The organism is Flavobacterium hydrocarbonoxydans (assembly GCF_009789235.1).
GTDB classification, from domain to species: Bacteria; Bacteroidota; Bacteroidia; order Flavobacteriales; family Flavobacteriaceae; genus Flavobacterium; species Flavobacterium hydrocarbonoxydans.
In genome coordinates this window covers 430385-456540 of record NZ_WSTB01000002.1, presented here as the reverse complement: position 1 = coordinate 456540, position 26156 = coordinate 430385, and the positions used below count along the sequence as shown (strand labels likewise).

The 26156-nt window shown below is 36.0% G+C and carries 23 protein-coding genes; 19 read left to right on the top strand and 4 right to left on the bottom strand.

What is annotated here, in order from left to right; translation table 11 throughout:
- Positions 1 to 52: 52 nt before the first annotated feature.
- Complete coding sequence (gene hemA, locus GON26_RS05060; RefSeq protein ID WP_160373641.1) at positions 53 to 1303, bottom strand: glutamyl-tRNA reductase; 1251 nt, start codon at positions 1301 to 1303, stop codon at positions 53 to 55.
- A 227-nt stretch (positions 1304 to 1530) separates the two neighbouring features.
- Between hemA and GON26_RS05055 the strand changes: the two genes are divergently transcribed.
- The 6 genes from GON26_RS05055 (at position 1531) to GON26_RS05030 (ending at position 7174) form a co-directional block, all read left to right on the top strand.
- Positions 1531 to 2403 (top strand): helix-turn-helix domain-containing protein, encoded by an 873-nt coding sequence (locus GON26_RS05055; protein WP_160373640.1) that lies wholly within the window; start codon positions 1531 to 1533, stop codon positions 2401 to 2403.
- A gap of 161 nt (positions 2404 to 2564) precedes the next feature.
- Positions 2565 to 3584 carry a ferrochelatase gene (gene hemH, locus GON26_RS05050; RefSeq protein ID WP_160373639.1) on the top strand — a complete coding sequence of 340 codons (1020 nt, stop codon included), beginning with the start codon at positions 2565 to 2567 and terminating at the stop codon, positions 3582 to 3584.
- A 76-nt stretch (positions 3585 to 3660) separates the two neighbouring features.
- A complete protein-coding gene (locus tag GON26_RS05045; RefSeq protein ID WP_160373638.1) occupies positions 3661 to 4209 on the top strand; it encodes a CopD family protein in 549 nt (182 codons plus the stop codon).
- 213 nt (positions 4210 to 4422) lie between these two features.
- The gene (locus tag GON26_RS05040) at positions 4423 to 5838 is read left to right on the top strand and encodes an ATP-binding protein (protein WP_160373838.1); all 1416 of its coding nucleotides are present in this window, start codon (positions 4423 to 4425) and stop codon (positions 5836 to 5838) included.
- Positions 5839 to 5848: 10 nt separating this feature from the next.
- Complete coding sequence (locus GON26_RS05035; protein ID WP_160373637.1) at positions 5849 to 6631, top strand: enoyl-CoA hydratase/isomerase family protein; 783 nt, start codon at positions 5849 to 5851, stop codon at positions 6629 to 6631.
- A gap of 144 nt (positions 6632 to 6775) precedes the next feature.
- Entirely contained in the window at positions 6776 to 7174 is a 399-nt protein-coding gene (locus GON26_RS05030; RefSeq protein ID WP_160373636.1) for a hypothetical protein, read from the top strand.
- 479 nt (positions 7175 to 7653) lie between these two features.
- Here the strand turns inward: GON26_RS05030 and GON26_RS05025 are convergent, their stop codons facing one another.
- The 3 genes from GON26_RS05025 to GON26_RS05015 all read right to left on the bottom strand — a co-directional run bounded on the left by GON26_RS05025 (position 7654) and on the right by GON26_RS05015 (position 10736).
- Positions 7654 to 8307, bottom strand: coding sequence for a metal-dependent transcriptional regulator (locus GON26_RS05025; protein ID WP_160373635.1), 654 nt, complete (start codon positions 8305 to 8307; stop codon positions 7654 to 7656).
- A 96-nt stretch (positions 8308 to 8403) separates the two neighbouring features.
- Positions 8404 to 10272 carry an Nramp family divalent metal transporter gene (locus tag GON26_RS05020; RefSeq protein WP_160373634.1) on the bottom strand — a complete coding sequence of 623 codons (1869 nt, stop codon included), beginning with the start codon at positions 10270 to 10272 and terminating at the stop codon, positions 8404 to 8406.
- 74 nt (positions 10273 to 10346) lie between these two features.
- Complete coding sequence (locus tag GON26_RS05015; RefSeq protein WP_160373633.1) at positions 10347 to 10736, bottom strand: Fur family transcriptional regulator; 390 nt, start codon at positions 10734 to 10736, stop codon at positions 10347 to 10349.
- A 93-nt stretch (positions 10737 to 10829) separates the two neighbouring features.
- Here GON26_RS05015 and GON26_RS05010 point away from each other — a divergent pair, with 93 nt between their 5' ends.
- The 13 genes from GON26_RS05010 (at position 10830) to bla (ending at position 26067) form a co-directional block, all read left to right on the top strand.
- Complete coding sequence (locus tag GON26_RS05010; protein ID WP_160373632.1) at positions 10830 to 11183, top strand: MerC domain-containing protein; 354 nt, start codon at positions 10830 to 10832, stop codon at positions 11181 to 11183.
- A gap of 23 nt (positions 11184 to 11206) precedes the next feature.
- Entirely contained in the window at positions 11207 to 12118 is a 912-nt protein-coding gene (locus tag GON26_RS05005) for an NAD(P)/FAD-dependent oxidoreductase (protein WP_160373631.1), read from the top strand.
- A 102-nt stretch (positions 12119 to 12220) separates the two neighbouring features.
- The gene (locus GON26_RS05000; protein ID WP_160373630.1) at positions 12221 to 14479 is read left to right on the top strand and encodes a TonB-dependent receptor; all 2259 of its coding nucleotides are present in this window, start codon (positions 12221 to 12223) and stop codon (positions 14477 to 14479) included.
- A 160-nt stretch (positions 14480 to 14639) separates the two neighbouring features.
- On the top strand, positions 14640 to 15104 hold the full coding sequence (locus tag GON26_RS04995) for a thioredoxin family protein (protein WP_160373629.1): 465 nt from the start codon (positions 14640 to 14642) through the stop codon (positions 15102 to 15104).
- Between the two features lie 18 nt (positions 15105 to 15122).
- Positions 15123 to 16286: a lycopene cyclase family protein gene (locus tag GON26_RS04990; protein WP_160373628.1), complete on the top strand. Its 1164-nt coding sequence runs from the start codon at positions 15123 to 15125 to the stop codon at positions 16284 to 16286.
- A 427-nt stretch (positions 16287 to 16713) separates the two neighbouring features.
- Entirely contained in the window at positions 16714 to 17124 is a 411-nt protein-coding gene (locus tag GON26_RS04985; RefSeq protein WP_160373627.1) for a BrxA/BrxB family bacilliredoxin, read from the top strand.
- Positions 17125 to 17373: 249 nt separating this feature from the next.
- Positions 17374 to 18762: an oxygen-dependent tRNA uridine(34) hydroxylase TrhO gene (trhO, locus tag GON26_RS04980; protein ID WP_160373626.1), complete on the top strand. Its 1389-nt coding sequence runs from the start codon at positions 17374 to 17376 to the stop codon at positions 18760 to 18762.
- A gap of 22 nt (positions 18763 to 18784) precedes the next feature.
- A complete protein-coding gene (tnpA, locus tag GON26_RS04975) occupies positions 18785 to 19225 on the top strand; it encodes an IS200/IS605 family transposase (protein WP_160373625.1) in 441 nt (146 codons plus the stop codon).
- Between the two features lie 697 nt (positions 19226 to 19922).
- The gene (locus tag GON26_RS04970; RefSeq protein ID WP_160373624.1) at positions 19923 to 21278 is read left to right on the top strand and encodes a PSP1 domain-containing protein; all 1356 of its coding nucleotides are present in this window, start codon (positions 19923 to 19925) and stop codon (positions 21276 to 21278) included.
- Complete coding sequence (locus GON26_RS04965) at positions 21262 to 21747, top strand: gliding motility lipoprotein GldH (RefSeq protein WP_160373623.1); 486 nt, start codon at positions 21262 to 21264, stop codon at positions 21745 to 21747. Before GON26_RS04970 ends, GON26_RS04965 begins: the two co-directional genes overlap by 17 nt.
- 3 nt (positions 21748 to 21750) lie before the next feature.
- Complete coding sequence (locus tag GON26_RS04960; RefSeq protein ID WP_160373622.1) at positions 21751 to 24060, top strand: penicillin-binding protein 1A; 2310 nt, start codon at positions 21751 to 21753, stop codon at positions 24058 to 24060.
- Between the two features lie 297 nt (positions 24061 to 24357).
- Positions 24358 to 25059 carry a CoA transferase subunit A gene (locus GON26_RS04955; protein WP_160373621.1) on the top strand — a complete coding sequence of 234 codons (702 nt, stop codon included), beginning with the start codon at positions 24358 to 24360 and terminating at the stop codon, positions 25057 to 25059.
- Between the two features lie 114 nt (positions 25060 to 25173).
- Positions 25174 to 26067, top strand: a complete 894-nt coding sequence (gene bla, locus GON26_RS04950; RefSeq protein ID WP_160373620.1) for a class A beta-lactamase, subclass A2 — start codon at positions 25174 to 25176, stop codon at positions 26065 to 26067.
- Positions 26068 to 26156: the final 89 nt, after the last annotated feature.

Below are 26156 nucleotides of genomic sequence, written 5' to 3'. Positions count from 1 at the left end.
ACAGCAGTTTTTATTAAATGAACTTATATAACTTATATGGTTTAAAATTTATTTAAGATGCTTTTATTTTGAAGACTTTTTCGATCCATTCGATGCTTTCATCGACCATGGTATCGTCGTCTTTTAAGTGATTGGCAAAATGAGTAGTGATTTTCTGAATGATTCTGTTGCTGATGATTTCGGCTTGTGCTTCATTAAAATCACTGATTTTTTTACTTTGAAAATTCAATTCCGAAGTTTTAATCGCATTCAGTTTTTCTTTCAAAGCATTAATCGTTGGGGCAAATTTTCTGCCTTTCATCCAAACGACAAATTCTTCTTTGATTTCTTCGATAATAGCTTCAGCAGCCGGAATATGTAATTTTCTGTTTTCTAAAGTTTCATCTGTCAATTGCGACAAATAATCCATGTGAATCAGCGTTACACCTTCTAATTCCTCAACATTTTCATTCACGTTTTTCGGAATCGATAAATCTAAGATTAATAAAGGTTTCTTTAGATTCAGAATTGCTTTGTCAACCGTTGGGTTTTGTGCCCCGGTTGCGACAACCACAACATCTGCTTTTTGAAGTTCCAAATGCAATTCGGAATAATCCTTCACAATCAGATTCAGTTTTCCAGCCAATTTCTCCGCTTTGTCTTTTGTTCTGTTGATTAAGGTAATATGTTCGTTTTTGGTATGTTTTACAAGGTTTTCACAAGTATTTCTACCAATTTTTCCAGTTCCGAAAAGTAAGATATTCTTGTTGCCAACATCTTCTACATTTTTAAGAATATATTGTACCGATGCAAAAGAAACCGAAGTGGCTCCTGAACTAATTTCTGTTTCTGTTTTAATTTTTTTGCTCGCCTGAATCACCGCATTTACCAGTCTTTCCAGAAAAGTATTGGCTAATCCCATTGATTTTGAGTGAATGAAACTCGTTTTAATTTGAGATATAATCTCAAAATCGCCCAGGATCTGACTGTCTAAACCAGTTCCTACACGAAACATATGATTAATTGCTTCCTGATTTTTATAAACAAAACCAACTTTTTGAAACGCGTCAACAGATCCCTGACTGTTGTCGCAAATAAGTTTGATAAGTTGAAATGGGTGTTCTGCAAAACCATAGATTTCGGTTCTGTTGCAGGTCGAAGTAACTATTAAGCTTTCAATTCCTTCGGTTTTAGCTTGTTCCAGCAAACGCGTTTTTGCAATGGCATCCAGACTAAATTTACCTCTTACCTCGGCATCTGCCTTTTTATAGCTCAATCCTACAGCGTAAAAATAGAGATGTTTCGGTACGTTATTGTTTTCCATAAATTCACTTTCATAAAAGTGCAACAAAATTATCATTATAGTGTTTACAAAAGTAACGCTCAAAGTACTATTTGTATCGCTACGTGTTTTTTTGTTTCTAAAAAGCTATTTTTATTCAAAAAGAAGTATTTTTGTAGCAAAATCAGCACATAGTAATTAATTTGTTTAGAGCCATTCTAAATAATATTTTGTTTTTATTCTGATTTTTATCTAAAAAAAATATCGCTATGAGTTCTCAGGAAATTATAAAAATTGAAGACGACTTTACGCTTATCCGTTTTCAGAACGACAGCCCAGAACCTTTTTTTGCGCAGCGCGAAGTAGGTAGTGGCCTGATACAGTTTCACTTCGGGATAAAAGGCAATGCCAAATTCTTGTTCAATCAGGGTACGTATGCTTTAGATTTGAAAGAAGAAAAATCACTGCTTTTGTACAATCCGCAGAAAGAATTACCGCTTAATTTAGAACTCGCTCCAAATTCCTGGGTGATTTCGGTAATTGTTTCCATCAAGAAATTTCACGCGTTATTTTCTGCCGAAGCTGATTATATTACTTTTTTAAGTCCTGATAATAAAGACAAAAAGTATTATAACGAAGGAAATATCAGTCCGTCGATGGCCATTGTATTGAGTCAATTGTTTCATTATAACCTTCATCCATCCATAAAAAACCTGTATTATAAAGGAAAAGGATACGAATTGCTGAGTCTGTATTTCAACAGAACCGAAGACCCTAATGCAGAACAATGTCCGTTTTTGATTGATGAAGACAATGTTTTGAAAATCAGAAAAGCCAAAGAAATCATCATTGCCAATATGGCCGAACCACCAGGTTTACAGGAATTGGCAGATGAAATTGGTCTGAATCTGAAGAAACTAAAAATGGGTTTCAAACAAATTTACGGCGACACGGTTTATGGTTTTCTATTTGATTATAAAATGGATTTCGCTCGAAAATTACTCGACAGCGGATCCTACAACGTAAACGAAGTAGGATTGAAAATCGGTTACAGCACTGGAAGTCATTTTATTGCAGCATTCAAGAAGAAATTTGCGACAACTCCCAAGAAATATTTAATGTCCATTAATACGAATGTTTAAGTTTTTTCGCCACAAATTCACGAATTAAAAAATCTGCTGAATCTGCGAGAAACTATTCCACAAATCGATTTTTAATATTCAACAATAAATAAAAAATAACATTTATCATATTTCTAAAAAGTAGCAAGTTTTACTTTTGATGAAAATTTAAACAAACAATAATGAAAGGCGTATTATTAGTAAACTTAGGATCACCCGATAGTCCGGAACCAAAAGATGTAAAACCGTATTTAGATGAATTTTTAATGGATAAATACGTGATTGATGTTCCGTATTTATTGAGAGCTTTGCTAGTTCGCGGTATTATTTTAAGAAAAAGACCGGAAGAATCAGCACACGCGTACAAAAAAATTTGGTGGGAAGAGGGTTCTCCTTTGGTAGTTTTGTCTGAAAGAATGCAGAAAAAAGTACAGCCTTTGGTCAATGTTCCAGTCGCTTTAGCAATGCGTTACGGAAGTATGACTATCGAAAAAGGACTTCAGGAATTGCACGATAAAGGCGTAACCGAAGTAATGCTTTTTCCGTTGTACCCGCAATACGCGATGGCCTCGACTTTGACAATTTTAGTAAAAGCGGAAGAAATTCGTAAGAAGAAATTCCCAAACATGACTTTTACAGATGTACCTGCGTTTTACAACAAACTGGATTACATAAAAAATCTGGCCGATTCTATCAAAAAACATTTATCCGGATTCGATTATGATCACTTATTGTTTTCGTATCACGGAATTCCAGAGCGTCATATTCGTAAAACAGATGTAACGAAATCGCATTGCAAAATTGATGGTTCTTGTTGCAACACGCCTTCACCAGCGCACGATTTTTGTTACCGTCACCAATGTTACGAAACCACAAGACAAGTTGTGAAATTATTAGACATTCCGGCTGATAAATACAGCTTAACGTTTCAGTCGCGTTTGGCGGGAGACAAATGGTTAGAGCCTTACACCGACATTGAAATCAATAAAATGCCTGGAAAAGGAATCAAGAATTTAGCAGTGGTAACGCCAGCTTTTGTTTCGGATTGTTTAGAAACGCTGGAGGAAATTGCCATGCGCGCCAAAGAAGATTTTGAAGAAAACGGCGGTGGAAATTTCTTAGCCGTTCCATGTCTGAATGATGATGACGAGTGGTGTCAGACGGTAGGTAACTGGATTAATGAATGGGCAGAAAGAAAATAGAAAACAGAAGAAAGAGCAAAGATTGTTGTCTATATTTTAAATTGGACACAAGCTGTGGCCGAAACAATATTGAATAATGGAATATTACAATTACTTAAAATCATTGCATCTTATTTTTGTAATCACCTGGTTTGCAGGATTGTTTTACATTGTGCGTTTGTTTGTGTATCAAATTGAAGCCAACGAGAAACCATCACCTGAAAAAGAGATTTTGCAGGCGCAGTACAAAATAATGACTTACCGTTTGTGGTACATTATCACCTGGCCATCAGCAGTTTTGGCAAGTATTTTTGCTTTTTGGATGTTGTTCTTTACAGACGCAGGTCATTTATGGTTAAAAATGCCCTGGATGCATGTAAAATTATGCTTCGTTTTCCTTTTATATTTATATCACGGAAAATGCCATCAGATTTTCAAACAATTGCAGAATGATGAGGTGAAATATTCCAACAATTTTATGCGTTTATGGAATGAAGGTGCCACAATTATCCTTTTTGCAGTAGTTTTTTTAGTAGTTTTAAAAAGTGCCATCAACTGGATTTTTGGCGTAATCGGAATTGTTTTATTCTCGGTTTTAATAATGCTTGGATTCCGTTTTTACAAACGAATTAGAGAGAGGAAATAAGTTATGAGTTGTGGGTTATGAGTTTTTAAAAATGCTGAAACCTTAACGAATAATTTTAAGCTATAAAAGAATAAATATGAATAGTTATGAGTTTTGGGTCATGAGTTCTTAAAGGAAAACTCACAATTCACAACTCACAACTCACAACTAAAAAATATGTTGAACAACTTCAAAATGTCAATGCTTTCGCTGCGCATCAGGATTTTCCTGTCTATGATTGTATTGATTGTTGTGGCGTCTTTTTTGATGGCTTCTATTTCGATTATTCAGTTTAAAAACGAAGCCAAAGAATACCATAAGGAGCGTCTCGAACGTAAAGAAAACGCAGTAAAAGAACATATTAATTACGTTCTAGCCACAACCACTTATCCGCTGAAAACCGGAAATTTAGATTTAATTTTCAAAGATAAAATCCACGAATTAGCACAGATTCACAACATCGAAATCAATATTTACAGCCTTAACGGGAAACTACTGAAATCGTCAAAAGAATCATTTGCGGTTGACAAAGTGTCGCCACCAATTCCAGAATATATTATCAAATTGGTTCGTTCGTCTATCGAAAAACGTTTTGTAGATATTAAAATCATTGACGGAGTTAAAAATCGTTCATCTTATAGTTTAATAAAAGACGAAAAATTTAAACCTCTTGGCGTTTTAAATCTTCCTTATCTCGAAGACGATGGTTATTACGATAATGAGCTGAATACATTTTTGATTCGGTTAAGCCAGGTATATTCGTTTATGCTGGTCGTGGCTTTTGCATTGGCGTATTTCTTATCGACTTACATTACCAAATCGCTAAAAACCATTTCGGATAAATTAGAAGAAACCAATTTAGATCAGAAAAACGAAAAAATCGTGTTGGAAGCCAATAGCAAAGAGGTCAACTTTTTGATAAAAGCCTACAACGGAATGGTCGATAAACTAGAAACCAGTGCTATAAAATTAGCACAAAGTGAGCGCGAGGAAGCGTGGCGCGAAATGGCAAAACAAGTCGCACACGAAATCAAAAATCCATTGACGCCAATGCGTTTGACAGTGCAAAGTTTTCAACGAAAGTTTGATCCAACGGCTCCAGACGTAAAGCAGAAATTAAACGATTATTCTGAAACGCTGATTCAGCAAATCGATACGATGACAGCGGTAGCCTCGGCATTTTCGAATTTTGCTTCGATGCCGGCTCAGCAAAACGAAACTCTGAATGTCGTTGAGGTTGTAGAACTGGCTCTGGATATTTTCAACGAAGATTATATTGTTTTTGAAAGTCAGGAGGAAGAAATTATTTCCAAAATGGACAGAACACAGCTGATTCGTGTGATTACCAATTTGGTTAAAAATGCGACACAGGCCATTCCGGAAAATCAAAATCAGAAATCAATTTTGGTTACTGTAAAACGTAGAAATAACAATGTTGAAATCGCGGTAAAAGACAACGGAATCGGAATTCAGAAGCAGGATAACGGGAGAATTTTCGAACCAAAATTCACCACAAAAACCAGTGGAATGGGTCTTGGACTCGGAATTATCAAAAACATCATTGAAAATTATAAAGGAACAATTACCTTTGAGTCAACTTACGGAAAAGGAACGACTTTTAGAGTTTCTTTGCCGATTACAAACTCCTAAAAAAAGCGTCATGAACTACGAAAATCTTTTAATTTCTATCGAAGAAAAAATTGCAACCGTAACCATTAACAGACCAACAAAACTGAACGCGCTAAACAAAGCAACGATTAGTGATTTGAGCAAAGCCATCAAATTATTGGCCAAAAACGATGATGTTCGAGTAATTGTTCTAACAGGAAGTGGCGAAAAAGCGTTTGTTGCCGGAGCTGATATTTCAGAATTTGCCAATTATACGATTGTCGAAGGCGCTCAATTAGCAGCTGAAGGTCAGGAATCACTTTTTGATTTTATCGAAAACTTAAAGAAACCCGTAATTGCTGCCGTAAATGGTTTTGCATTGGGTGGCGGATTAGAATTGGCCATGGCGTGTCATTTTAGAATTGCTTCGGATAATGCAAAAATGGGATTACCAGAAGTAACTTTAGGACTAATTCCGGGGTATGGAGGAACGCAGCGCTTACCACAATTAGTTGGCAAAGGCCGCGCAATGGAAATGATCATGACAGCTGCAATGGTAACCGCCGAAGAAGCAAAACAATTCGGATTAGTAAATCACGTTGTCTCGCAAGCAGAATTGTTATCGTTTACGAATATAATTGCTAAAAAAATCATCAAAAATGCGCCTTACGCCATCAGTAAAGCAATAAAAGCTATCAACGCCAACTATAAAGACGGAAAAGACGGTTTTGAAACCGAAATAAAATCATTCGGAAAATGTTTCGGAACACAAGATTTTAAAGAAGGAACCACAGCGTTTTTAGAAAAAAGAAAAGCTGAATTTACAGGGAAATAAGTTATTCCACAAAGTAACACCAAGATTTCGCAGAGACTCACAAAGAAATTTTTTAAATAGCTTTGCGAAACTTTGCGTTAAAACAGAAATTAAAAACTTAGTGACTTAGTGTCTCAGAACCTTAGCAACTAAAAAAATAAAAAAATGTACGAACCAATATTTGCTCTTTTTTGCGAGCGCGTCAAAGAAAGCATCCAGAGCGGCACTTTTGCCAAGTTAACTCTGGCAAAAACCATCGGCGATACCGAAATCAAAAACATCTATTTCAGATTACTTCTGAATGAAGATGACACGTTTTCAATCTCGTTAACAACACGTTACAAAACCGAAGAAATCGAAAGCACCCATACTTTAGACGAAGCTTTATTGGTGTTGGGAACCTATATCAAAAATCCTTTTTTAACGGCACTTTTGTTCACGACCGACAACGATTTGACATTCAAAGTCAACAAAAAAAATGCAGGAAGCATCATAGAGCAGCCACCAACGTTCAAAAACGCTTCGCCAGTAATGTTAGAAATGGTAGAGAAGGGGATTGTTTAGTTTTTTAGGAGCTATTCCCGCTATCCGTTACAATCTTTTGTGGCGAACCCCGCCACAAAAGGATTTCCACTTCTATCGGGGCTAGGAGTCCCGTTTTCAAGAAGAATATTTTCGTTTATTTTATCATTTCGAACGAGGACAGGAGCGATAGCGAACTGGCGAAGCAATCTCTGCTAGTAACTCCATAAGGTTAAGGCTATTGATTAAGTAAAAAAACGCCACGAATTCACGAATTAATTGTTTTTATTAATTCGTGAATTCGTGGCGAAAAATCTGCGCTAATCTGCTTAAATCTGCTTAAATCTACGTGAAATACTTTTGTGAATCTCTGCAAGGATCTATTTTTGTCGAGCTTCTCGTGAAGATTTCTCGTTCGAAATGACAAACTTTGTATTTTTTGGACGGATTAATCTTTACAAATAAAATAAATTCTCCGTGTCTCTCTGTGAAACCTTAGCGAATCTCTGTGAAACAACCCTCTAAACCAACTTCACAAACAAATTCGAAGCAATTTTATTTGAAATAGACAACTCTTTACCATCAACTTTAATTTTTACCGATAAATCGAAAGATTCTTTAGATAAAAATTCGATTCTGGAACCCAAAGCAATTTCCTGCTTGTCCAGGTATTTCAAAAACTCAGAAGAAGTATCTTTTACACCCACACAAACGCCAATTTGATTTTCGTGAAGTTCAGAAAGCAGTTGTTTTTCGACTTTTACAATTCGGCCATTCGCATCCGGAATAGGGTCTCCATGCGGATCTTCGGTAGGATTTCCCAGAAAATCATCCAAACGATTAATCAATTGTTCCGATTTGATGTGTTCTAATTGTTCCGCAATATCGTGTACTTCATCCCAGGTAAAATTCAATTTTTCGACCAAAAAAACTTCCCATAGGCGGTGTTTTCTAACAATCATTTTGGCAGCCAGTTTTCCGTTTTCCGTCAAAGAAACGCCTTGGTACTTTTTATAATGAACCAAATCCTTTTCTGAAAGCTTTTTAAGCATATCCGTCACCGATGAAGCTTTTGTCTCCATCATTTCCGCAATGGCGTTCGTGCTCACTTCAGCATCATTTGAAGCTGTAAGGTGGTAAATCGCTTTAAGGTAGTTTTCTTCTGAAAAAGTCATTTTTTTGAGGTTCTAAGGTTCTGAGTGGCTAAGGTTCTAAGTTAAAGTCTCAAAGGAAAAACCTCAGTAACTTAGCCACTCAGAACCTTAGTAACTTTATTTAACAATCAACAAAGGTATCGAAATTTTATGTCTCAATTTATCTACTGTGGTACCAAAAAGAATATCTTTTAATCCAGTGTGGCCGTGGGTTCCCATTACCAAAATATCAAAATTCCCCTGGTTTATTATTTTCGGAATCACAGTGTTAGGTTTTCCAAAACCAAGTTCTGTTTCGATTCTGAATCCCTTTTGCGAAAGCATTTCTTTATATTCTAATAATAATTTTTCGTCGATAGTCGTTTCGTGGTCGTCAACATTGCCGCCGTACATCAAAGCTCCCACGGTTTCTACAATGTGAATTAAGGTGTATTGCGCGTCGATTCCGCCCAATTCGAAGGCATTGTTAAGTGCAGCTTCATCCGCATTCGAAAAATCCACTGAAATTGCTATGTTTTTCTTGGTGTACGTTTCTTTTGGTGTAAAATGCAATTGCAAATGGTGAGGGGAGTGGTTCTCGATATTCGATTTGGCCCTTGCGATAAAAGGTTTAAAAACAATATAAAGCAACAATCCTAAAAAACCAAAAGCTAATGGAACTACTGTAAACCAAAGAATCATTGGGTTTTGAGAAGACTCTAACCAGGAAGTAATTTCGTTGTAAACCAATTTAGCATTTAGCGATACAATAATCAAAGCGATAATCCAGGCAGCAACCTGAGTGGTTTTGGATATATGAAAACCTTTCATTTTGGTTTTATCACTCACAAAATGAATCAGCGGAATAATCGCAAAACCCAATTGCAAACTCAGAATTACCTGGCTCATAATCAATAATTTTCCGGTTACACTTTCGCCATAAATCATAATCACCACTACAGCTGGCACAATTGCAATCAAACGTGTGATAATACGGCGAACCCAGGGTTGAATACGTAAATTCAGATAGCCTTCCATCACGATTTGACCTGCTAATGTTCCCGTTATGGTTGAACTTTGTCCCGCTGCGATTAAGGCAACGGCAAAAAGAATCGGCGCCCATTTTGTACCTAATAATGGTTCTAAAAACTGATGTGCGTCCTGAATTTCGGCAACTTCAAACATTCCGTTTCTGTAAAATGTGGCTGCAGCCAAAATGAGAATGGCAGCATTTACAAAAAAGGCTAAGTTTAAGGCAATGGTCGAATCGATAAAATTGTATTTCAAAGCTTGTTTGATTCCCGCCGGATTTCTTTCGAATTTACGGGTTTGTACCAATGAAGAATGTAAATATAAATTGTGTGGCATTACGGTGGCACCAATAATTCCGATAGCGATATACAAAGCAGCAGAACTTGGTACAGAAGGAATCAATCCGTAAAGAACTTTGTCGAGTTCCGGTTCAGCGAAAATCATTTCAAAAATGAAAGAAAATCCAATAATCGCAACCAGAACAATAATAAAAGCTTCCATTTTTCGGATGCCTTTATTAATCAAAAACAATAATAGAAAAGTATCTAAAACGGTAATCAAAACGCCCTGAATAAGCGGAATGTCGAATAATAAGTTGATTCCGATTGCCATTCCGAGAACTTCGGCCAGATCACAGGCTGCGATGGCAATCTCCGCCAAAAAGTATAAAATATAATTGATAAATTTTGAATAGGTTTCTCTGGAAGCCTGTGCTAAATCACGTTGTGTCACGATTCCAAGTCGCGCACTCAAACTTTGCAATAAAAGCGCCATTAAGTTGCTCATTAATAAAACCCAAAGCAAGGAATACCCAAACTGACTTCCGCCAGCAATATCTGTTGCCCAGTTTCCGGGATCCATATAGCCTACACTTACTAAATAGGCGGGACCTAAAAAGGCTAATATTTTTCTGAATCCTGTTTTTTTATGCTCTGTAGCAACCGATTGGTTAACTTCTTCTAAAGATCTGGTCATTGTAAAAGTGTTGTTTCAACAAATATATATAAAAATTATATTCGTTTAACAATATTTTTAGGCACGTCTAAATATCAATTGTTAGAATTCAAACAATTTGGACATAAACCGGATAAGGTAAAATTAATGTCATTTACTTTGTAATTGTGCGGAATAATATAACTCGGTTTTACGTTTTCGAGACACGTAATTTCATGGCAGTTTTCGCAGCTAAAATGAGCATGATTATGAATGTGTACACGATGAGCGTGATTGCATTTTGCATACTTTACTGTCCCGTCAAGATTTACTATTTTATGAATAATATCATCATTTACTAATCGGTCCAGTATTCTGTAAATGGTTACCCGATCACAAACATTGTTCATTTGACTTTGAATTTCTGTATGAGACAGCGCCGTTTTAGATTTGCCAAAAATCTCTAAAACGGCTGATTTTGCTACGGTTTTTCTCGTTATTTTCATTTATTTAAAATTAAAAATAGTAACGCAACATAGTTGCGTTACAAATTATAGTGTATATTTGCAACATAATTGCATTAAATAAAAGTAAAAGAAATGAAGAAAACTGCAACACCTTTTTACGATATTTTAGGAATTTCAAGTGCCACAATTTGTTTGGTTCATTGCCTTCTTTTTCCGCTCTTGACTATTCTGCCATTAGGCATAAGTCATAACCCTTATGTCGATTTATTCTTTGCCTTAATGGGGCTTTTTGCGGTTCTCAAAATTATTAAAAAATCCACACGTTTGGTTTCAGGTATTTTAATTATTTCAATGGCCTTGATCTGGATAAGCATTTGGAGTGAAATCTTGTTTGATATTCACCTCGATTTTATCTTTATAGGCGGCATTGGAATGATTATCGGTCATTTTTTAAATTACAAATCACATAAAAAAACGCATTCTTAAAACTTTCATTAAATTAAAAAATTATGATACAACAAACTAATTTTGAGGTAATTATTGTTGGTGGCAGTTACAGCGGACTTTCTGCAGCCATGAGTTTAGGTCGTTCTCTAAGACAAGTTTTGGTTATCGATAGTGGTTTACCCTGCAACAGACAAACACCACATTCGCATAATTTTATTACGCAAGATGGTGAAAAACCCGCAGTTATTTCGGCGAAAGCCAAATTACAGACGGAATTTTATGATACGGTTCAATTTTATAACGGGCTTGCTGTGAGTGCTAACAAAACTGATAGCGGATTTGAAATCAGGACAGAGTCCGGAAAAGTATTCACTTCCAGAAAAGTATTATTTGCTACCGGTGTTAAAGATGTATTGCCAGAACTTGATGGTTTTACCGAATGTTGGGGTATTTCGATTATACATTGTCCGTATTGCCATGGTTATGAAGTAAAAAATGAAACCACTGCTATTATTGCAAACGGCGAAATGGGTTTTGAATATGCTAAAATGATTTCGAACTGGACGAAAGACCTTAGACTGCTCACCAACGGAAAGTCAACTTTGTCTTTGGAGCAAACCAAAATGCTACTCAAAAATAATGTTACAATTATAGAAGAAGAAATTGCTGCTGCGGAACATCAAAACGGAAATATTCAGCATATTATCTTTAAAAATCAATCCAAAATTGCCGTAAAAGCCGTTTATTTCAGACCTCCTTTTGTACAGCATTGTCCTTTGCCTGAAATTTTAGGCTGCGAATTAACCGAGCAGGGTTTGATCAAAACAGACATATTTCAAAAAACAAATATCCCTGGAGTTTATGCTAGTGGAGACAGTTTTACACAAGGACGATCTGTTGCAATGGCCGTTTCTTCTGGATCTTTTGCTGGAGTTGCCATCAATAAAGAACTCATAGACGAAGATTTTAATTAATATTTATAAAGGCACTAATGACAAGATTTTAAAGTTTTTAGCTTCAGAATAATTGTTTATCAAATTTAATTTTTAGTTTTGTCTAAAATTAATTTTATAATAATGAAAAATTCTATTTGGATATTGATTTTATTTGGCCTGCAATTTTCCTATGCCCAAGAAAAAACCACTATTTCAGGCTATGTTTCTTCTGAAGGAACAAAAATTAAATCGGCAACTATTCAACTACAAGGCATACAACAAGAAACGTTTACGGATAGTTTAGGGTATTTTTTAATAGAAAATGTTCCTGTTGGCAATCAAACCATTCAAATTTCGCGAGAAGGTTTTCAAACTTTAAAAAAGAAAATAGAAGTTTTAAACGATAACAATTCTTTTGATTTTGAATTAGAAGACAATCAAAATCAGCTGAACGAAGTCGTGGTTTCCGGAACTTTAAAAGCCGTGAAACGTCTGGAAAGTGCTGTTCCTGTTGAGGTGTATTCGCCGGTTTTCTTCAAAAAAAATCCAACCGCGAGTATTTACGAAGCCCTTCAGAATATAAATGGTGTTCGGCCTCAATTGAATTGCGGCGTTTGCAACACGGGTGATATTCATATCAATGGTTTGGAAGGCCCTTACACATTGGTTTTGATTGATGGAATGCCTATTGTGAGCAGTCTTTCGACCGTTTATGGTTTGTCTGGAATTCCGAATTCTTTAGTCGAACGAATCGAAATTGTAAAAGGTCCGGCTTCTTCGTTGTACGGAAGTGAGGCAGTTGGCGGTCTGATCAATATTATTACCAAAAACCCAATTAATGCGCCTTTGTTTTCTGCGGATGTTTTTACGACTTCGTATTTAGAGACGAATCTTGATTTGGGAATGAAATTCAATCCCACCAAAAAAGCAACGACACTTTTGGGTCTGAATTATTTCAATTATAATCAGGTAATCGATAAAGACAACGATAATTTTACAGATGTTACACTTTCTGAAAGAATTTCAATTTTTAATAAATGGAGTTTTTCCAGAGAAAATAATCGTTTGTTTACCATTGCAGCCCGCGGAATGTATGAAGACCGTTGGGGTGGCGATGTGCGCTGGGAAAAAAAATACAGAGGAGGTGACGAGATTTACGGCGAAAGTATTTACACCAAAAGAGGCGAATTGATAGGAAGTTATCAATTGCCTTTTGAAGAAAAACTAATGCTGTCATTCTCCGGAAACGTACATTATCAGGACAGTCGTTACGGAACCACATCGTATATCGCCAATCAAAAAATAGGTTTTCTGCAACTGACCTGGGATAAGAAATTGGGAAGAAATGATTTCCTTGCCGGAATTGCCAATCGTTATTCGTACTATGATGATAATACTACTGCAACAAAAGAAGCCGAAAGCACCTGGTTGCCGGGAATTTTTGTTCAGGACGAAATTACGCTTTCGCCAAAAAGCCAGGTTTTATTGGGTGCCCGTTACGATTACAATTCTGTTCATGGTTCCATTTTTACTCCAAGATTCGCTTATCGTTTCAAAGCAAATGAAAACACCATATTCAGATTGAATGCCGGAACCGGATTTCGAGTGGTGAATTTGTTTACCGAAGATCACGCAGCACTTACGGGTTCTCGGGATGTTGTGATTGCGAGGAATCTTAATCCGGAAAAATCCATCAACGCCAATCTGAATTACATTCAAAAAATAAATTTTACAAACGGCACTTTTATCGGAATCGAAACTACGGCTTTTTATACCCGTTTCAGCAATAAGATAATTACGGATTATGAAACTGATCCAAACCAAATAATTTACGACAATATCAACGGCTACGCAATAAGTCAGGGAATCAGCACGAATGTGGATGTGAATTTTCCAACAGGCTTAAAGATGATTGTTGGTGCTACTATTTTGGATAATAAAAATGTAGAAAACGGAGTTTCAGAAAGACCTTTTTTGACGGAGAATTTTACAGGAACCTGGAGTGTTTCGTATAAAATAGAATCGCTAAATTTGTTATTAGATTATACTGGAAATCTTTACAGCCCAATGAAACTGCCTTTGCTGAACGAATACGACCCAAGAAATCCAAAATCGCCGTGGTACAGTATTCAGAACATTCAGTTTACGTATTTTGGCTGGAAAAATTTTGAATTGTATGGCGGAATTAAGAATTTATTAAATTTTACACCCAAGCAAAGTAATCCGTTTTTGATTTCGAGAGCCAATGATCCTTTTGATAAAAATGTGCAATATGATACCGCTGGAAAAGTATTAGTAACTCCCGATAATCCCTATGGTTTGACTTTCGATACGACTTATGTTTACGGACAAAACCAGACGATTCGTGGGTTTTTAGGGTTGCGTTATACGTTAAGATAAGTTTTGGCCACAGATTTAAAGGATTAAAAAGATTTTTCCACATTTTGGTCATTCCGCAGGAATCCCAAAACTGATTTGATAAGAGCCCGCAGATTAAACAGATTAAGCAGAATTTTTAATAATCATTATAATCCTTTAAATCTGTGGCAAAAAAAAACACATGAAAAAATTAATGTTAATTATTGTTTTCTTCGGAATTTCTTCAACAGGATTTTGCCAGTTAAAGCACTATTCTTTTGAGGAAATAGATCGTTTGCAGCAAATTCAGAAACGAAAAATCATCGTTTTTATCCATACCGATTGGTGTCAGTTTTGCCAAAGGATGAAAAATACGACTTTCAAAAATCATGAAATCATAGACAAACTGAACGCTGACTTTTATTTTATTGATTTTAATGCTGAAGAAAAACGGGATGTTTTCTTTAATAATCAAACGTTTCGATATCAGCCTTCGGGAAATAATGTTGGCATTCATGAACTCGCCGTTGCATTGGGAACCGTAAATAACCAAATTCTATATCCGGTTTTATGCGTTTTGAATGAGCAAAACGAAATAATTTTGCAGTACAGCAATTACATTAGCCCAAGCGATTTTAAACTGATTTTGGAAAAACTGAACCAATAAATTTCCTTATTTTTGAAAATGGATTCTTCTCAAATCAAACATTTCGATTACATTTTTACAGGAACAGGCTTGGCGGCTTTGATGACCGTTTATAAAATGGTACAATCAGGTGATTTTGAACACAAATCGATTTTGTTATTAGATGAAAATCTAAAAAAAACCAACGACAGGACCTGGTGTTTTTGGGAAAAGAATGAAACTATTTGGAATTCGATTATTTCAAAAAAATGGGATTGGGCTTTGTTTGCCAATGAAAATTTCAAGCGGGATTTAGATTTAAAACCCTATCAATACAATCAGATTCGTGGATTGGATTTTTACAATTTTGTTTTTGAAAGTCTTTCGAAACATCAAAATATTACTTTCCTTAACGAAAAAGTAACCGATATCAACGAACTCGAAACACACGTTTTTGTCGGAACTGAAGAAAATCGCTATACGGCAGATTATGTATTCAATAGTATTTATACAAAGGCTTTCGCCGAAAGTCAATCGAAATATCCGGTTTTGCAACAGCATTTTGTAGGTTGGTTTGTGAAAACGGATGTTGAAATTTTCAATCCAAAACAAGCGACTTTCATGGATTTTTCGGTAGAACAAAAAGGCAATACGCGTTTCATGTACGTTTTGCCTACTTCAAAAACCGAAGCTTTGGTAGAATATACGTTGTTTTCTGAAAAATTACTTCCGAAAGAAGAATACGAAACAGAGATTGATAATTACCTAAAAAATTTAGGAATTGAATCTTATGAAATTCTCGAAAAGGAGCAAGGCAGTATTCCGATGACCTGTTTTCCTTTCTGGGAAAAAAACACCAAAAGAGTTTTGAATATAGGTACTGCAGGCGGATGGACCAAAGCGAGTACAGGTTATACTTTTAGAAATTCGGATAAAAAATCTTCAGAATTAGTAGAATTTCTTCAGGATTCAATTTTACTCAATTTGAAAGATTTTCATCAAAAAAACAGATTTTGGTTCTACGATTTATTGCTTTTGGATATTTTATACCGTCATAACGAATTGGGAAGCAGTATTTTTTCTTCTTTATTCAAAAAAGGAAATCCAGCTTTGATTTTTAAGTTTCTGGATGAAGAAACAACTTTGTTAGAAGACTTTCAGGTGATTTTAAAATGCCCAAAAGTGCCGTTTATAAAGGCTTTGTTTAGAGTAGTATTTCGGTAGTGAAATTTTGTTTCACGCATATTTTTCGCCACGAATTCACGAATTAATTGTTTTTATAAATTCGTGAATTCGTGGCGTTTTTTTTACTTAATCAATAACCTTATGGAGTTACTAGCGGAGATTGCTCGTTCCTCGAAATTGACAAAATAAACGAAAATATTCTTCTTGAAAACGAGTCTCCTAGCCCCGATAGAAGTGAAAATCCTTTTGTGGCGGGGTTCGCCACAAAAGATTGCAACGGATAGCGGGATTAGCTCCTGAAAAAAAGATTTGGTTTTATTATAGAAAACGGTGTCTATTTGTGTGCAATTTCTCAACAACTCAATTATCAATCGAACTATAACAAAACTTTATACCACAAATTAAGTAGTTGCGAGTAAACTTTGTAACTTTGCAGTTCAAAAGTTAAATTTAAAAAATAAAAAATATGTATCCACAAGAAATGGTAAAACCAATGGAGGCTGAATTAACGTCTGCTGGTTTTCAAGATTTACATAGTGCAGAAGCTGTAGATAACGCTATCAAAGCTGAAGGTACCACGCTAGTTGTTGTGAATTCTGTTTGTGGTTGTGCTGCAAGAAACGCACGTCCGGGAGCAAAAATGAGTTTAGACGGAGCAAAAAAACCAGATCACTTAATCACGGTTTTTGCAGGTGTTGACAAAGAAGCTGTTGATGCAGCGAGACAACACATGTTTCCTTTTCCTCCATCATCGCCAAGTATGGCTTTGTTCAAAAACGGAGAATTGGTTCACATGTTAGAGCGTCACCACATCGAAGGTCGCCCAGCTGAATTAATCGCTGAGAATTTGCAAGATGCTTTTAACGAGCATTGTTAATTTTTAAGTTGCTGAGGTACTAAGGTTCTAAGATTTAGGTCCAAAGAGGCAAAGGCACACAGGGACAAAGATTTTAAAAGCACTATTAATTTAGTGCTTTTTTGTTTTTTACTAAGTAGGTTAAAAGATTAGAACCTTAGCAATTCAGTATCTCAGAACCTTTGTTCCTTTGAATCTTTGCAACTCTGAACCTTTTTCCTACCTTTGCACCTCAAAAAATAATTTTTCACACTTAAAACTGTTTATAGCATGCAACTGTATAACACTTTGAGCGCAGAAGAAAGAGCCATCATGATCGATGATGCCGGTAAACAACGACTCACGTTGTCTTTCTATGCGTATGCCAAAATTCAAGATCCCAAAAAATTTCGCGACGATTTATTTATTGCCTGGAATAGCCTCGATGCTTTAGGCCGAATTTACGTTGCCACGGAAGGAATAAATGCTCAGATGAGTATTCCTGAAGAAAATTTAGAAGCTTTTAGAGCCACTCTGGAAGTTTATGATTTTATGAAAGGCATTCGCCTGAATGAAGCCGTAGAACATGATGACCATTCGTTTTTAAAACTTACCATTAAAGTTCGGGACAAAATTGTCGCAGACGGTTTAAACGACGAAACTTTTGATGTAACCAATAAAGGCGTTCACCTGAAAGCGAAGGAATTCAACGAAATTCTGGATGATCCCAACACAATAGTGGTCGATTTTAGAAATCATTACGAAAGTGAAGTGGGGCATTTCAAAAACGCCATTACTCCAGATGTTGAGACATTTAGGGAGAGTTTACCCATTATCAACGAGCAGCTTCAAAATCATAAAGAAGACAAAAATCTGGTAATGTACTGCACAGGTGGAATCCGTTGCGAGAAGGCAAGTGCTTATTTTAAACATCAGGGTTTTAAAAATGTTTATCAGTTAGAAGGCGGAATCATCAATTACGCCAAACAAATTGAAGCAGAAGGTTTGGAAAGCAAATTCATCGGGAAAAACTTTGTATTTGATAATCGTCTGGGCGAAAGAATTACAGACGATATTATCTCTCAATGTCACCAATGCGGAAAACCTTGCGACAATCACACCAATTGCGAGAATGATGGTTGTCACTTATTGTTTATTCAATGTGATGAATGTAAATCGGCAATGGAAAACTGCTGTTCTACAGAATGTCTTGAAATCATTCACATGCCATTAGTCGATCAAGTGAGATTGAGAACTGGAAAGCAAGTTGGAAATAAGGTTTTTAGAAAAGGAAAATCAGATAGTTTAAAATTCAAACATTCTGGTGAACTGTCTAATGATGCTTTGGCTACAGCCCAAACCCGAGGCGGAGCCGAACGGAGCGGAGCTAAACCACTTGATATTCGTCAAAAAGTAAAAGTGAAAAAAGCACTTCTTGGGAAAGCAGAACATTATTATGTAAAAGCGCAAGTGGGACTCTTTACTGTAGAAAACCAAGAATTGAATGTTGGCGACAAAATCTTAATTTCTGGCCCAACAACAGGAGAGCAAGAATTGGTTTTAAACAAAATGATTGTTAATGGAGCTGAAACTACAACAGCAAAAATTGGCGATAAAGTTACTTTTGAAGTTCCTTTTAGGATTAGATTGTCAGATAAATTGTATAAAATTGTAAATTAGCGAAAAATTAAAGCTAATTTATATGCCGCATTCTTTTAATAAATTATGGATTCATGCTATTTGGGCAACTAAAAATCGTCAAGAATTAATTGATTTTTCAATAGAAAATCAAGTGTATAATTATATCCGTGAGGAATTAATTGAACTTGGATGTCCCGTTAGAATCATCAACGGAATGCCAGATCACATCCACGCTTTGTTTTTATTAAATCCACAAAAATCAATTGCAGATGTAATAAAGCAAATAAAAGGAAGTTCGTCTCATTCTATAAATGGAGAAAATCTAATTCTTGAAAAATTTGCCTGGCAAACAGGGTATGCTGCTTATTCAGTAAGTGAATCCCAGTTAGAAATTGTTTATAATTATATAAAAAATCAAAAACAACATCACCTGAAGAAAACGGGGCAAAATGAATTTGATGAATTTAAAAAACTGCATGGATTGAATAATTCAAATGATTGACAAATGATATGTGGCCCATGTTTGAAACCGCGGGCTATTATAAACACAATTCGTAACCAACGGTTTCAACCGTTGGAATTTTGAAAACTAACACGATGTCTCCCACGGTTGAAACCGCGGGCTATTATAAACACAATCCATAACCAACGGTTTCAACCGTTGGAATTTTGAAAACTAGCACGATGTCTCCCACGGTTGAAACCGCTAGCTATTACAAACACAATCCGTAACCAAGGGTTTCAACCGTTGGAATTTTGAAAACTAACACGATGTTTCCCACGGTTGAAACCGCGGGCTACTATAAACACAATGCATAACCAACGGTTTCAACCGTTGGAATTTTGAAAACTAGCACGATGTCTCCCATGGTTGAAACCGCGGGCTATTATAAACACAATGCATAACCAACGGTTTCAACCGTTGGAATTTTGAAAACTAACACGATGTCTCCCACGGTTGAAACCGCGGGCTATTATAAACACAATCCATAACCAACGGTTTCAACCGTTGGAGATAATAATAATCAGTTAATATTTATAAATAAAAAAAAGCCTATTTTGTCTCAAACAGAATGGGTTTTTTTATTTAACAAGTCTTTAGTTTTAATCCATAAAAAGGAAACTAAAAAAAATACTATCTTTACCGATTAAACGTTTATGAACTTAAGTTGCACTTTTGCAACACTACATATAGAATTATGGCATGTACAAGTTGTTCAACCTCAGATGGTGGCGCACCAAAAGGTTGTAAAAATAATGGGACTTGCGGCACCGATAGCTGCAATAAATTGACGGTTTTTGACTGGCTTTCGAACATGAGTCCGTCTAATGGAGAGGCGATTTTTGATTGTGTTGAGGTGCGTTTTAAAAACGGCCGCAAAGAATTTTTTAGAAATTCAGAAAAATTAACTTTAAGTATTGGCGATATTGTAGCAACTGTTGCTTCGCCAGGACACGATATCGGAATTGTAACTTTGACAGGAGAATTGGTGAAAATTCAAATGAAGAAAAAAGGGGTCAATCACGAAAGTAATGAAGTTCCTAAAATTTACCGAAAAGCATCTCAAAAAGATATCGATATCTGGTCCGTTGCCCGTGATCGCGAAGAGCCAATGAAGGTTCGTGCACGTGAATTGGCGATTCAGCATAAGCTGGAAATGAAAATTTCGGATATCGAATTTCAGGGAGACGGATCAAAAGCTACGTTTTATTACACGGCAAATGACAGAGTCGATTTTAGAATGCTGATTAAGGATTTTGCTAAAGAATTCAGTACGAGAGTAGAGATGAAACAAGTTGGTTTCCGTCAGGAAGCGGCTCGTTTGGGCGGAATTGGTTCTTGCGGAAGAGAACTTTGCTGTTCGACCTGGTTGACTGATTTTAGAAGTGTCAATACATCAGCAGCGCGTTATCAGCAGCTTTCGCTGAATCCTCAGAAATTAGCAGGACAATGCGGAAAATTAAAATGTTGTCTGAATTACGAATTGGATACGTACATGGATGCTTTGAAAGATTTTCCGGATTACGATACCAAATTGGTAACGGAGAAAGGCGATGCCATTTGTCAAAAACAAGATATCTTCAAAGGATTGATGTGGTTTGCTTACACGAATAATTTTGCCAACTGGCACGTGCTGAAAATTGAGCAGGTTAAAGAAATTATGGCCGAAAATAAAGCCAAAAATAAAGTTTCTTCATTGGAAGATTTTGCTATTGAAGTAACTTCTGAACCAGAAAAAGATTTTAACAACGCAATGGGTCAGGAAAGTTTAACCCGTTTTGATCAGCCAAAAAGAAAGAAAAAACCAAACCGCAAACGCAAACCAGGGGCTGAGAATGCCATTGTAGCAAATGCAAACCCAAACAAGCCTCAGGTTCAGGCAAATGCAAATCCAAATAAACCTGCAGGAGGAAACCCAAATAAACAGAAGCCTAATAGGCCGAACAATAACAAGCCGAATAATTCGAATAAACCCAACAACAATTCGAATGATAAAAAGCCGGGCGAACCTAGAAAACCTATAATTATTACTAAAAATGAGAATAAAAAATAGCGGAATTCTTCTTTTGGCAGGAATACTTCTTTTTTCTTGTGATAAAAAAAGAGTATTTGACGAGTACAAATCTGTTGGAAGTGCCTGGCACAAAGACAGTATTGTAACTTTTGATTTGCCAGTTTTAGATTCTACAAAACGATATGATTTATTTGTAAATTTGAGAGATAACAACAATTATCCATTTAATAATCTGTTTTTGATCGTGGCTCTTGAAATGCCAAACGGATTTACGAAAGTGGATACTTTAGAATACCAGATGGCAAATCCAGACGGGACACTTTTAGGTGAAGGTTTCTTTGATATCAAAGAAAGTAAATTGTACTTTAAAGAGGGCGTAAAGTTTAGAGGAAAATATAAAGTACACATCAAACAAGCCGTACGTGAATCAGGGAAAATCCCCGGAGTACAGGCTTTAGAAGGAATTACAGACGTAGGTTTTAGAATAGAACAAAAAGATTTGAAATAAGTTATGGCTACTAAAAAAAACAATCAACCAAACAGCGTAAAAGATATTAAATACTACCAAAAGAAATTTTGGAGAATTTTTGTTTATGGATTATTAGGCATTTTAGCATTCTTCTTATTTGCTTCATGGGGACTTTTTGGTTCAATGCCTTCTTTTGAAGATTTAGAAAATCCGGATTCTAATCTGGCTACCGAAATCATTTCGTCTGATGGGGTAGTAATCGGTAAATATTTTAAAACAAACAGGTCGCAGCTTAAATATTCGGATTTGCCAAAAAATCTGGTAGATGCTTTGGTTGCAACGGAAGATGCCCGTTTTTATGAGCATTCAGGAATTGATGGACGCGGAACTTTACGTGCAGCTTTTTCTTTGGGAACCAATGGAGGTGCCAGTACCATAACACAGCAGTTGGCAAAACAGTTATTTCATCGTGGAGGATCTACCTTTTTACCTTTTAGGATAGTACAAAAAATAAAAGAATGGATTATTGCTATTCGTTTGGAAAGACAATATACTAAAAATGAGATTTTAGCGATGTACTGCAACGTTTATGATTTCGGAAATTATGCTGTTGGGGTAAGTTCTGCAGCTCAAACTTATTTTTCCAAAGAACCTAAAGACTTAACTGTAGATGAATCGGCAATTTTAGTAGGGATGTTTAACAATTCCTCTCTTTATAATCCGATGCGTAACCCAGTTGGAGTAAAAAACCGTCGTGATGTTGTATTGGGTCAAATGGTAAAAGCCAAGATGATTACAGAGGCAGAAAAAGAGAAATACAAGGCATTACCAATTTCTTTAAAATTTAAACTGGAAAGTCACCGTGAAGGAACGGCCACTTATTTTAGAGAATATTTGCGTGATTACATGAAAAAATGGACTGCTGAGAATAAAAAACCAGACGGGTCAGATTATGATATTTACAAAGACGGTCTAAAAATTTATACTACTATCGATTCGAGAATGCAGGCTCATGCCGAAGAAGCCGTTTTGGAACACATGAAAAACCTTCAACAACAGTTTTTTATTGAATCTAAAACCAATAAAAATGCTCCTTTCCTAAATATTACAAAAGCAGAAACGGATAGGATTATGATGCAGGCCATGAAAAATTCTACGCGTTGGGCCATCATGAAGGACTTGGATAAAAGTGAAGATGAAATTATCGCATCATTCAATGTTAAAACGCAAATGCGTGTATTTACCTGGAAAGGCGAACGCGATACGATAATGACCCCAATGGATTCTATTCGTTATTACAAACACTTTTTGCAATCTGGTCTAATGGCAATGGAGCCACAGACAGGAAGTATCAAAGCTTGGGTGGGCGGAATCAATTATAAATATTTCCAGTACGACCACGTTGGTCAGGGAGCGAGACAAGTTGGTTCTACTTTCAAACCAATTGTTTATGCCACTGCAATCGAACAGCTTAATATGTCTCCTTGCGATTCTATTTTGGATGGTCCATTTATGATTCACAAAGGAAAACATAATGTTACCGAAGATTGGGAGCCAAGAAACTCAGATCGTAAATACAGAGGGATGGTTACTCTTAAGCAAGGTTTGGCGTATTCAATCAATACGGTTTCGGCTAAGTTAATTGACAGAACAGGACCGGATGCCGTGGTAGAATTAGCCCATAAATTAGGAATTAAGTCGGATATTCCTTCGCAGCCTTCTATTGCATTAGGTGCGGTAGATGCTACGGTTGAAGATATGGTGGCTGCTTTTAGTACTTTTGCCAATCAGGGTGTATATGTTAAACCACAATTTTTAAGCCGTATTGAAAATAAAAGTGGAGAGGTTATTTTTGAACCAATTCCGGAATCTCATGACGTATTAAATAAAGATATTGCTTTTGCCGTAATCAAATTGATGGAAGGTGTAACCGAAACTGGTTCTGGTGCACGTTTACGCACGCAGGGCGGAGGAAACGGTGATAATCGTTGGACAGGTTATCCGTATATGTTCAAAAACCCGATAGCGGGTAAAACCGGAACTACTCAAAACCAGTCTGATGGTTGGTTTATGGGAATGGTTCCTAATTTAGTCACAGGTGTCTGGGTAGGTTGCGAAGACCGTTCAGCACGTTTCAAAAGTTTAACGTACGGTCAGGGAGCAACGGCTGCATTGCCAGTTTGGGCTTATTTTATGAAATTATGCTACGCCGATGCTGGACTTCAGGTTTCTAAAGAACAGTTTGATCGTCCACCGGGTTTAAATATTAAAGTAGATTGTTACTCCAGACCTGCTGCTGTGGTAAAAGACACTACACAAACGGAACAAAATACAGACGAATTCGAGTTATAAAATTCATTCGATAATTCATAAAAAAATATCCTTTTTTGATCTTCTACATGTTGAAGACTTAAAAGGATATTTTTTTTGATGAACGATTTTAGCGGGCTAAGGAATAGCAAATTAATTTGTGTAAATTAGTGTAATTTGTGGTTAATAAAAAAGACTATACCATTACAGGCTTTCAGTCTGCTAAATCTAAGCTATGGACTTTTAGTTTCTAGTGGTTTATTTTTTTACGAAATCGTTATAAATTAATCTAAAAATCTTATTTTTATCAAAAATATACGACAATAAAGACAGTTTGTTATGATAACAAAAAAAGTAAATAATGTTCAGGATGCTATTCAGGGAATTGAAAGCAATATGACTATCATGTTTGGAGGTTTCGGATTGTGCGGAATTCCCGAAAATACTATTGCCGCTTTGGTACAAAAACCAATTTCAAATCTAACTTGTATTTCGAATAATGCAGGAGTTGATGATTTTGGTTTGGGATTGCTTTTGCAAAAGAAACAAATCAAAAAAATGATTTCTTCGTATGTGGGCGAAAATGCAGAGTTCGAACGCCAGATGCTTTCGGGTGAATTGGATGTAGAATTGACACCACAAGGCACTTTGGCAGAACGTTGCCGCGCTGCTCAGGCAGGAATTCCAGCTTTCTTCACGCCAGCAGGTTATGGTACCGAAGTAGCAGAAGGAAAAGAAGTGCGCGAATTCAACGGAAAAATGCACATTATGGAAGAAGCTTTCAAAGCCGATTTTGCCATTGTAAAAGCATGGAAAGGCGACGAAGCCGGAAATCTTATTTTTAAAGGAACTGCCAGAAACTTTAACGCCTGTATGGCTGGTGCCGGAAAAATCACAATTGCAGAAGTCGAAGAATTGGTTCCGGTTGGAACTTTAGATCCAAATCAAATTCATATTCCGGGCATTATGGTGCAGCGTATTTTTCAGGGAGAAAAATTTGAAAAAAGAATTGAGCAACGAACTGTTAGACAAAGGAATTAGATAATGAGATAATTTGTCAATTAGATAATTAATATTGAGCGTAAAGCGTAGCATTTTCTAATTATCAAATTGACACATTAAAAAAAGCACATTAAAAAATTACACATTAAAATTATGACCAGATTTTCTGTAATGCTGTTTTCGTTTTTGTCTTTTCAGACTTTTGCTCAAACAACAAATGAACTGAGAGAACAACTAAACCAGATTATTGCAACGAAGCATGCAACCGTTGGGATTTCGATAAAAAGCATCGAAGACAAAGATACATTGAGCATCAATGGAAATCTTAAAATGCCTATGATGAGCGTTTTTAAGTTTCATATTGCTTTGGCAGTTTTAAACAAAGTCGATGAGGGCAAACTTTCATTAACTCAAAAAATATTTATTAAAAAAGAAGCGCTTGATCCGGAGACCTGGAGTCCGATGGCGGAAGAATTCCCAAATGGAAATATAGATCTTACATTAGACCAATTGTTAAGATATACGGTGTCGCACAGTGATAATAATGGTTGTGATATATTGATCAATTTGATTGGAGGTACAAAAGTGGTACAGAAATTTATCAATAAACAAGGCATAAAAGACTTTGTAATTAAAGTGAATGAGGAACAGATGAAATCCTGGGAAAAACTTTATATAAATACAACAACACCTTTGGCAACAACGGAATTGCTGGAAAAATTCTATAAAGGAAAAGTACTGAATGAAGCTACAACAAAGTATTTGTATCAAATAATGGTCGAAACTTCAAGAGGACTTACCTGGATGAAAGCGGGACTTCCTGAAAACACAGAATTGGCTCATAGAACAGGGCTTTCGGGGACCAATGACAATAATTTGAGAGTTGCGATGAATGACGTTGGTATTGTGAAACTTCCAAATGGGAAACATTTTATTCTTTCGGTTTACTTAAAAGAGATTACTGAAACCAAAGATGATACAGAAAAAATTATAGCGGACATAACCAGAGCAACCTGGGATTATTTTATTAAAAAATTAGATAATTAGAAAATTTGTCAATTAGATAATGAATTAGATTACGCAAAGTGAGGCATTTTCTAATTATCAAATTGACTCATTAAAAATTAAGACATTAA